Source organism: Aeromonas sp. 19NY04SH05-1 (genome assembly GCF_040581895.1).
GTDB lineage: Bacteria > Pseudomonadota > Gammaproteobacteria > Enterobacterales > Aeromonadaceae > Aeromonas > Aeromonas enteropelogenes.
In genome coordinates this window covers 4,514,866-4,522,500 of sequence record NZ_CP095328.1, presented here as the reverse complement: position 1 = coordinate 4,522,500, position 7,635 = coordinate 4,514,866, and the positions used below count along the sequence as shown (strand labels likewise).

Below are 7,635 nucleotides of genomic sequence, written 5' to 3'. Positions count from 1 at the left end.
ACTGCGAGACGGACAGGTCGAGCAGGTACGAAAGTAGGTCATAGTGATCCGGTGGTTCTGAATGGAAGGGCCATCGCTCAACGGATAAAAGGTACTCCGGGGATAACAGGCTGATACCGCCCAAGAGTTCATATCGACGGCGGTGTTTGGCACCTCGATGTCGGCTCATCACATCCTGGGGCTGAAGTCGGTCCCAAGGGTATGGCTGTTCGCCATTTAAAGTGGTACGCGAGCTGGGTTCAGAACGTCGTGAGACAGTTCGGTCCCTATCTGCCGTGGGCGTTGGATGATTGAAGGGAGTTGCTCCTAGTACGAGAGGACCGGAGTGAACGAACCTCTGGTGTTCGGGTTGTCACGCCAGTGGCACTGCCCGGTAGCTAAGTTCGGAATCGATAACCGCTGAAAGCATCTAAGCGGGAAGCGAGCCCTGAGATGAGTCATCCCTGACCCCTTGAGGGTCCTAAAGGGCCGTTGGAGACCACAACGTTGATAGGTGGGGTGTGTAAGCGCGGCGACGTGTTGAGCTAACCCATACTAATTACCCGTGAGGCTTAACCATACAACACCCAAGAAGTGTTTCTGGCCTTGTAGCAAGTGCATGAACTACTTATAAATTCAGTGATAATGACAAAGCAAACTAGCTAGGTCGTTATTCACGTCAGCTTTCCAAGATTATTCGGTTCGTCCTGAACCTCACCCTTCGGGCCCGCCTACGGCGGTTTCGATTTGTTCCGGACAAATCGATGAAGAATTTGCCTGGCGGCCATAGCGCCGTGGAACCACCTGAACCCATGCCGAACTCAGAAGTGAAACGCGGTAGCGCCGATGGTAGTGTGGCATTCGCCATGCGAGAGTAGGACACTGCCAGGCACCCAACACGAAACCCCGCTCACTCGAGCGGGGTTTTTTATTACCTGAAATTCTGCTTTTTGCTTAATATTTGCCCTTTGCTTGCCCTTATGAGTCTTGTGCCCACTGTTTCAGCTTGTGTATTTCTTTCATTTCAAACGGTTAGTGTGGGATGGGGCTACACATGGGATGCCGCTTAATGGCCATGGCTGCAAGCAAGCACCATATTGACCACCCCCTCTTCCATGTGCAGTTCGACCTTGAATCCCAAGCGCTTGGCTAGATTGATCATGCCGCGATTGCTGGGCATGGTCATGCCTGATAGCTGTTCAATCCCCTGTTCTCTGGCGTAGCGAATAATCTTCTCCATCATCAGTTTACCTAGGCCAAGCCCCTTCAAATCGGAGCGCACCAAGATGGCGAATTCGGCATCACTGTGATCAGGGGGGCTGATGGCGCGAACTACACCCAGGATCTGATCCTGAAAAACACCATCCTGGCCAACGGCCACAAAAGCCATCTCGCGGTCGTAATCTATCTGGGTCATCCGTGCCAGCTCTTCATGCCCCAGCTCTCCCACATCGGCGAAGAAGCGTTTGTACCTGTCTTCATCGGACACTTGCAGTACGAACTGCTTGTGGGCCGGTTCGTCCTCCGGGCGGATCGGCCGCAGCAGTATATGGCTCTGATCCTTGAGCCAGGCCCCCTCCTCAAGCTCGGTGGGGTAGGGGCGGATGGCCAGTAGACTGAGTGGCGATGTGCTGGGATCGGCCAGGGTGATGCTGGCATCCAGCACCACCATTTCGCTGTCGCATGCCTGCAGTGGGTGGAGATCCAGCTCCTGGATGTCGGGAAAAGCCAGTATCAGCTCGGAGAGCTGACAGAGCACCTGGCTGAGCGCATCGATATTCAGCCGCACTGGCGTCGCTTGCTCACGGATCTTGCGGCTCTTCATGGCACCGATGATTTGGTAACGAGCCAACGCCTGATTCAGTGGCGGCAGGGCCGCAACCATCTCCTGGGGCTCGGCTCCTGATTCTCCCAGCAGGATGACGGGGCCAAACACTGCATCCTGCTGGATCCGCACCCGCAGCTCCAGGCCGCCGCTGCGGCGTGCCATCCGCTGCACCAGCAGGCCTTCGATGCGGGCGCCCGGGTCGTGCTGCCGAACCCTGTCCAGAATGGCGTCGGCGGCTTGGGCCACTTCCATCGAGGTGCGCAGGTTTAACATCACGCCATGCACGGCAGATTTGTGGAAGATGTCGGGTGAACGCAGCTTGACCGCGACCGGGTAGCCAATTTGCTCCGCCGTCAAGGTGGCTTCGATGGCATCAGTGACGATCCAGGTCGGCAGAGTTGATAGGCCGGCCGCTTGTAATATGGGGTGGGCGAGATGGGTATCCAGCCTTGACTGGTTACGTTCCCTGGCCTGGCGCAACAGCTGTTGGCATAACTCGATATTGAGCTGGTTGCCTTGCAGGGAGGCGGGGGTTTCCATCAACTGCTTCTGGTTGCGACGATATTCCACCATATGCATGAAGGCGGCCATGGCGCTTTCTGGGGTGCGGTAGGTAGGAATGCCTGCCTCGGTGAACAGCCTGCGCCCCTCCTGCGCCGAATATTCCCCGGCCCAGTTGGTCAGGATATTGAGCCGACGCGCTCTGGGATGCTGCTTGAGATGGGTGATGAGATGGCTTGCCAGCGGCGCGCTGGGGGCCGTCAGCGAAGGCGCATGGATGATCAGGATAGCGTCTATCCCCTCCTCTTGCAGCAAGTGGTCCAGCGCTTCCTGATAGGTTGTGATGGTTGCATCGCTGCCTATGTCCAGCGGAGGGAGGGCAAGTTTGCCTCCACGCTCCAGCAGCACATCCACCGCCATGTTGGCCAGGCCCCGGCCATTGGAGATGATGGCCAGTCGTTCCCCCTTGAGGGTCATCGAATGGCTCAGGGTCTCTACCGCCGCAAACAGCTCGTGGGTATCTCTAACTCGCAGCATGCCGGCGCGGCGAATGGCGGCATCATAGACGTTGTCGAGGCCATGGCTTGGGTTGTGGCGACCGCTTTTGAGTATCAGGATGGGCTTGTTGCGCGACGCTGCCCGGGCGGCGGAGAGAAAGTGGCGGGCATCGTGCAGCTTGTCCATATAGAGCAGGATGGCGCGGGTTGTGCTGTCGCGGGAGAGTTGATCCAGCAGCTGGCCGAAGTCTATGTCACAGTGATCGCCGAGGGAGATGAAGGCAGAGAAGCCCAGCTCATGTTGCTTGGCCCAGTCCAGTATGGTGGCGCTGACGGCGGCCGACTGGGAGAGAAAGGCGACCTGGCCTGGCTTGGCCGTAATGGGAGAGAAGCTGGCGTTGATCCCTTGCCCGGGCAGCAGCATGCCCATGCTGTTCGGTCCCAGCAGGCGGATGCCGTATTGCTGGCAGACCCGCTTCAGCTCCCGCCGTTCCTCATCGGAAAAGTCCCCTGCCAGTATGATGGCAGCTCCCGTGCCTTTCTGGCCGAGCGCTTCCAGCAGTGGCAGGACTCGTTCCCGCTTGGTGCAGATGATGGCGAGATCCGGCACCAGCGGCAGGCTGGCAACATCGGGATAGGCCAGCACGCCGGCGATGGCCTTGTCCTTGGGGGTGACGGGAAGTATGGGTCCCTTGAACTGCCCTGCCAGCAGGTGGCGGACGATCACATGACCCGCCTTGAGCGGGTCGGTAGAAGCGCCGATCACGGCAATTGAGTGAGGCTTGAACAGACGATCCAGACCGCTTGCTTTCATGGGCACTCCCGGCGAAAGGGGGAAGATACCAGTCTAATACCTCTTTGCAGCGGGTTCTGTGACCGGTTCCTGATCACTGTTTGTTCAGGGCATTGGCGCGCAGATAAAATCTCAGCTCGCCCTGCACCTGGCGGATTGCGCCCAGATGGCGATCCTGCAGATAGATATCCCGTTCCCTGTCCAGCAATGTGTTCGGGACCCCCATGCTTTGCAGGTACTCCTCGAACAGGGTTGCCCCTTTTATCTCGACCAAATGCTGTTTCATGGCTCTTCTCCCTGAATAGTCGGTCCCTTGTCAGCAGCCCGAGTCTGCGGTTATCTAGCGGCTTTTCCTATTGTCATATTTGACACGGGACGGTTCACACATCTGTCACGCCGTACTCCCCTCGAAACCCTGGGGCGTTATAGTAATGGGAGGCGTATGACATCCGGGTGCTAGAGCATGGTCAGGGCATGGCTACTATGTATCACATTGATGGCGACCAGCCTTTCGGCAGCTGAACAGCCGATCCGTGTCTGGAATCAGTTGCTGCAGCATCCCAATCCCGCCGTTCCCGAGTTGCTGCGCCTCTCCCTCGAACTCACCATCCCCGAATATGGCCCCTATCGACTGATTGCCAGCGCACCCATGGAGCAGGGGCGTGTGGTCAAGGAGATGAGCGGTGACGGTTCGGTGCAAGTGGCCGTGTTTGCACCGGACAGCGAGCGGGAGCAGGATCTGCTGGCGGTGCATATCCCGCTGGCCAAGGGGCTGCTGGGGTGGCGGGTCTGCCTGATCCGGCAGGGAGATGAGGGGCGCTTTGCCAATATCCAGTCCCTGGCACAATGGCAGCAATCCGGGTTGACCATTGGCCAGCACAGATTCTGGCCGGATACCGAGCTGCTCAAGGCGAATGGTCTGAAGGTGGTGGTGGGCAGCCTGTACGACGTATTGTTCAACATGTTGCGCAAGCGGCGCTTCGACTGCTTCCTGCGCTCCGTCATCGAAGTCGAGGACGAACTCAAGGCACGCCCCTATCTGGCCATCGAGCCGCACCTGGTTTTTCGTTACCCGCTGGCCTTGCTGTTCTTCGTCTCGCCTAAATACCCTGAGCTCGCGCAGCGCATTGAGCTCGGGTTGCAGCGGGCGCGGCAGTCAGGTGCCTTTGAACAGGTATTCGAAGAGTCGTTTGGCAAGACAGTGCGGAATCTGAAGCTGGAGCAACGGACGCGTTTTGAACTGCATAACCCCGGATTGCCGCTGAGCAGCCGGCCCATGATGGCCGACCCAACCCTCATCTACAATCCGGATCAACGCAGCGCCCCCTGATTCTGGGCAGTGTCCCAGAAGGCACGGATGAGGGGCTCCTCAAGCCGTTTGCGTGAAACCACTATGCCGACGTCGAATGGCTTGAGTGCCGGCTTGGGTTCGACGATGCGCACCTTCTCGCCCATTGGGCTGTGATCGATGACGGCGGCGGGTACCAACCCCACACCGCAGCCAAGCGCCACCATGGCGACGATCCCCTCGTTGCCCACCACTTCGGCATAGATGTTGGGGGCTATCCCCTTGTTGCGAAACCACTGGTCACTGCGTTTGCGGGCCAGCCCCTGTTCCGAGAGGATCAGGGGCAGCCGCTCCCAGTCCGGTTCTCCCTGATGAAACCACTGGTTGAGTTGGGGGGCGTTGCGCGGGGCGATAAAGACCAGCGGGACCCGCTGCAGGCTGGCAAATTCCAGTTTGGCGGGCAGGGCATCCGGGCGGGCTGCGATGGCCAGATCGACCTCATCGGCCAGGATCTTGTCCACCGCCAGCGCCGGGTCGCCGGTTTCCAGCTTGATCTCCAGCTGGGGGTAGCGACGGCGAAAGCGCTCCAGTACCTCGGGCAGCAGAAAGTAGCTGGCGGTGACCGAGCAGAAGACTCGCAATCGCCCTTGCAGCGGTTCGTCGTTGCGTTTGAGCTCCTGCTTGAGCTGGCGCCACTCCTGCAGCAATCCACCACCAAACTCGCGCAGCTTCTCGCCGGCCGGGGTGAGGCGCACGCTGCGGTTATCCCGTTCGAACAAGACGCAGCCGGTTTCCTGCTCGAGGCGCTGGATGGCGCGGCTCAGGGTGGAGGGGCTGACCGCCATGGCATCGGCGCTCTTGCCGAAGTGGAGGGAGTCGGCGAGGTGGAGAAACAGCTCGAGGTTGCGAAGGTCCATCTTTTTTCTTCCTGCTGTGGCCTGCTTTGCCGAGTCAATCTGCCCGGGTCATCGCTTCCACCCATTCAGAAAATAGGGGGAAACAGCCCGACATTGCGCAGACTCACATTTCAATTCCTGCAACGTACTGTTTCGAATATATCAGTTCAGGCAATATGTGTCCCGCGCTATAGTGGTTCAGACAACGCCGTCACCGGCATGGAATCAATCGAACGGAGCAATCACCATGGCTAACTATTTCAACACCTTGAACCTGCGTCAGCAGTTGGCCCAGCTGGGCAAGTGTCGTTTCATGCAGCGCGAAGAATTCGCGGACGGCTGCAACGTGCTGAAGGGCAAGAAGGTGGTGATTGTGGGCTGTGGTGCCCAGGGCCTGAACCAGGGCCTGAACATGCGTGACTCCGGGCTGGATATCTCCTACGCCCTGCGCAAGGCCGCTATCACCGAGAAGCGCGCCTCCTGGCAGAAGGCTACCGACAACGGCTTTGCGGTCGGTACCTATGAAGAGCTGATCCCGACCGCCGATCTGGTGCTAAACCTGACGCCGGACAAGCAGCACTCCGACGTGGTCAAGACCGTGATGCCGCTGATGAAGCAGGGCGCTGCGCTGGGCTACTCCCACGGCTTCAACGTGGTGGAAGAGGGTCAGCAGATCCGCGCCGACATCACAGTCGTCATGGTGGCGCCCAAGTGCCCGGGTACCGAAGTGCGTGAAGAGTACAAGCGCGGTTTCGGCGTACCGACCCTGATCGCCGTTCACCCGGAGAACGATCCCAAGGGTGAGGGCATGGCCATCGCCAAGGCGTGGGCCTCCGCCACCGGCGGTGACCGAGCTGGGGTGCTCGAGTCCTCCTTCGTGGCGGAAGTGAAATCTGACCTGATGGGCGAGCAGACCATTCTGTGCGGCATGCTGCAGGCCGGTTCTCTGCTCTGCTATGACAAGCTGGTTGCCGAAGGCACAGACCCGGCCTATGCCGGCAAGCTGATCCAGTTCGGCTGGGAAACCATCACCGAGGCCCTGAAGCAGGGTGGCATCAGCCTGATGATGGACAGACTCGCCAACCCGGCCAAGCTGCGCGCCTTCGAGCTCTCCGAGCAGCTCAAGACCCTGATGCGCCCGCTGTTCGAGAAGCACATGGACGACATCATCGCCGGCGAGTTCTCCCGCGGCATGATGGCCGACTGGGCCGAGGATGACATCAAGCTGCTGACCTGGCGCGAAGAGACCGGCAAGTCTGCCTTCGAGAATGCCCCAGCCTATGCTGGCAAGATCGCCGAGCAGGAGTACTTCGACAATGGCGTGGTGATGGTGGCCATGGTCAAGGCGGGTGTCGAGCTGGCGTTCGAGACCATGGTGGCCTCCGGTATCTACGAGGAGTCTGCCTACTACGAATCCCTGCACGAGCTGCCGCTGATCGCCAACACAGTTGCTCGCAAGCGTCTGTACGAGATGAACGTGGTCATCTCCGACACCGCCGAATATGGCAACTACCTGTTTGCCAACGCCGCCGTGCCGCTGCTGCGTGAACACTTCATGCCGACCCTGAAAGCGGGCGACCTGGGTGCCAGCCAGGCCGAGAGCCAGAGCGTGGACAACCAGGCGCTGCTGGCGGCCAACGAGGCGACCCGCAACCACCCGATCGAGAAGATCGGTCAGGTACTGCGTGGCTACATGAAGGATATGAAACGCATCGCCGTCGGCGGTTAAGCCTGCATCGGGCTGGATGATGAAGGGGCGGGGATGACGATCCCCGTTACTGCCCGGCTTGGACACCTAGCCAGTCCTCCGGATCATGCAAGCAGACCGATTGATAGCTATAAAAAAGCCCCGC

5 protein-coding genes and 2 rRNA genes (1 of these 7 only partly in view) are annotated in these 7,635 nt (G+C 59.4%); 4 read left to right on the top strand and 3 right to left on the bottom strand.

The window, feature by feature from the left end; translation table 11 throughout:
- Together MRK42_RS20940 and rrf are read left to right on the top strand one after the other, a co-directional pair.
- Positions 1–559, top strand: a 23S ribosomal RNA gene (locus MRK42_RS20940) (it extends 2,330 nt beyond the left edge of the window).
- 196 nt (positions 560–755) lie between these two features.
- Positions 756–870: ribosomal RNA gene (gene rrf / locus MRK42_RS20935) — 5S ribosomal RNA — on the top strand.
- A gap of 175 nt (positions 871–1,045) precedes the next feature.
- Here rrf and MRK42_RS20930 read toward each other — a convergent pair.
- Together MRK42_RS20930 and MRK42_RS20925 are read right to left on the bottom strand one after the other, a co-directional pair.
- Complete coding sequence (locus MRK42_RS20930; RefSeq protein WP_354688649.1) at positions 1,046–3,619, bottom strand: bifunctional acetate--CoA ligase family protein/GNAT family N-acetyltransferase; 2,574 nt, start codon at positions 3,617–3,619, stop codon at positions 1,046–1,048.
- Positions 3,620–3,692: 73 nt separating this feature from the next.
- Entirely contained in the window at positions 3,693–3,884 is a 192-nt protein-coding gene (locus tag MRK42_RS20925; protein WP_042027209.1) for a hypothetical protein, read from the bottom strand.
- Positions 3,885–4,061: 177 nt separating this feature from the next.
- Between MRK42_RS20925 and MRK42_RS20920 the strand changes: the two genes are divergently transcribed.
- On the top strand, positions 4,062–4,928 hold the full coding sequence (locus tag MRK42_RS20920) for a hypothetical protein (protein ID WP_354688648.1): 867 nt from the start codon (positions 4,062–4,064) through the stop codon (positions 4,926–4,928).
- Here MRK42_RS20920 and ilvY read toward each other — a convergent pair.
- Positions 4,910–5,803 (bottom strand): HTH-type transcriptional activator IlvY, encoded by an 894-nt coding sequence (gene ilvY, locus MRK42_RS20915; RefSeq protein WP_042027211.1) that lies wholly within the window; start codon positions 5,801–5,803, stop codon positions 4,910–4,912. The two genes, MRK42_RS20920 and ilvY, sit on opposite strands and share 19 nt — an antisense overlap.
- 226 nt (positions 5,804–6,029) lie before the next feature.
- Between ilvY and ilvC the strand changes: the two genes are divergently transcribed.
- Complete coding sequence (ilvC, locus tag MRK42_RS20910; protein WP_354688647.1) at positions 6,030–7,511, top strand: ketol-acid reductoisomerase; 1,482 nt, start codon at positions 6,030–6,032, stop codon at positions 7,509–7,511.
- The last annotated feature ends 124 nt before the right edge of the window (positions 7,512–7,635 follow it).

Excerpts from the sequence above, each read along its gene's own strand:
- ilvY (WP_042027211.1), bottom strand. The coding sequence starts at position 5,803 with ATGGACCTTCGCAACCTCGAGCTGTTTCTCCACCTCGCCGACTCCCTC.
- MRK42_RS20930 (WP_354688649.1), bottom strand. The coding sequence starts at position 3,619 with ATGAAAGCAAGCGGTCTGGATCGTCTGTTCAAGCCTCACTCAATTGCC.
- MRK42_RS20920 (WP_354688648.1), top strand. The coding sequence starts at position 4,062 with ATGGTCAGGGCATGGCTACTATGTATCACATTGATGGCGACCAGCCTT.
- ilvC (WP_354688647.1), top strand. The coding sequence starts at position 6,030 with ATGGCTAACTATTTCAACACCTTGAACCTGCGTCAGCAGTTGGCCCAG.
- MRK42_RS20925 (WP_042027209.1), bottom strand. The coding sequence starts at position 3,884 with ATGAAACAGCATTTGGTCGAGATAAAAGGGGCAACCCTGTTCGAGGAG.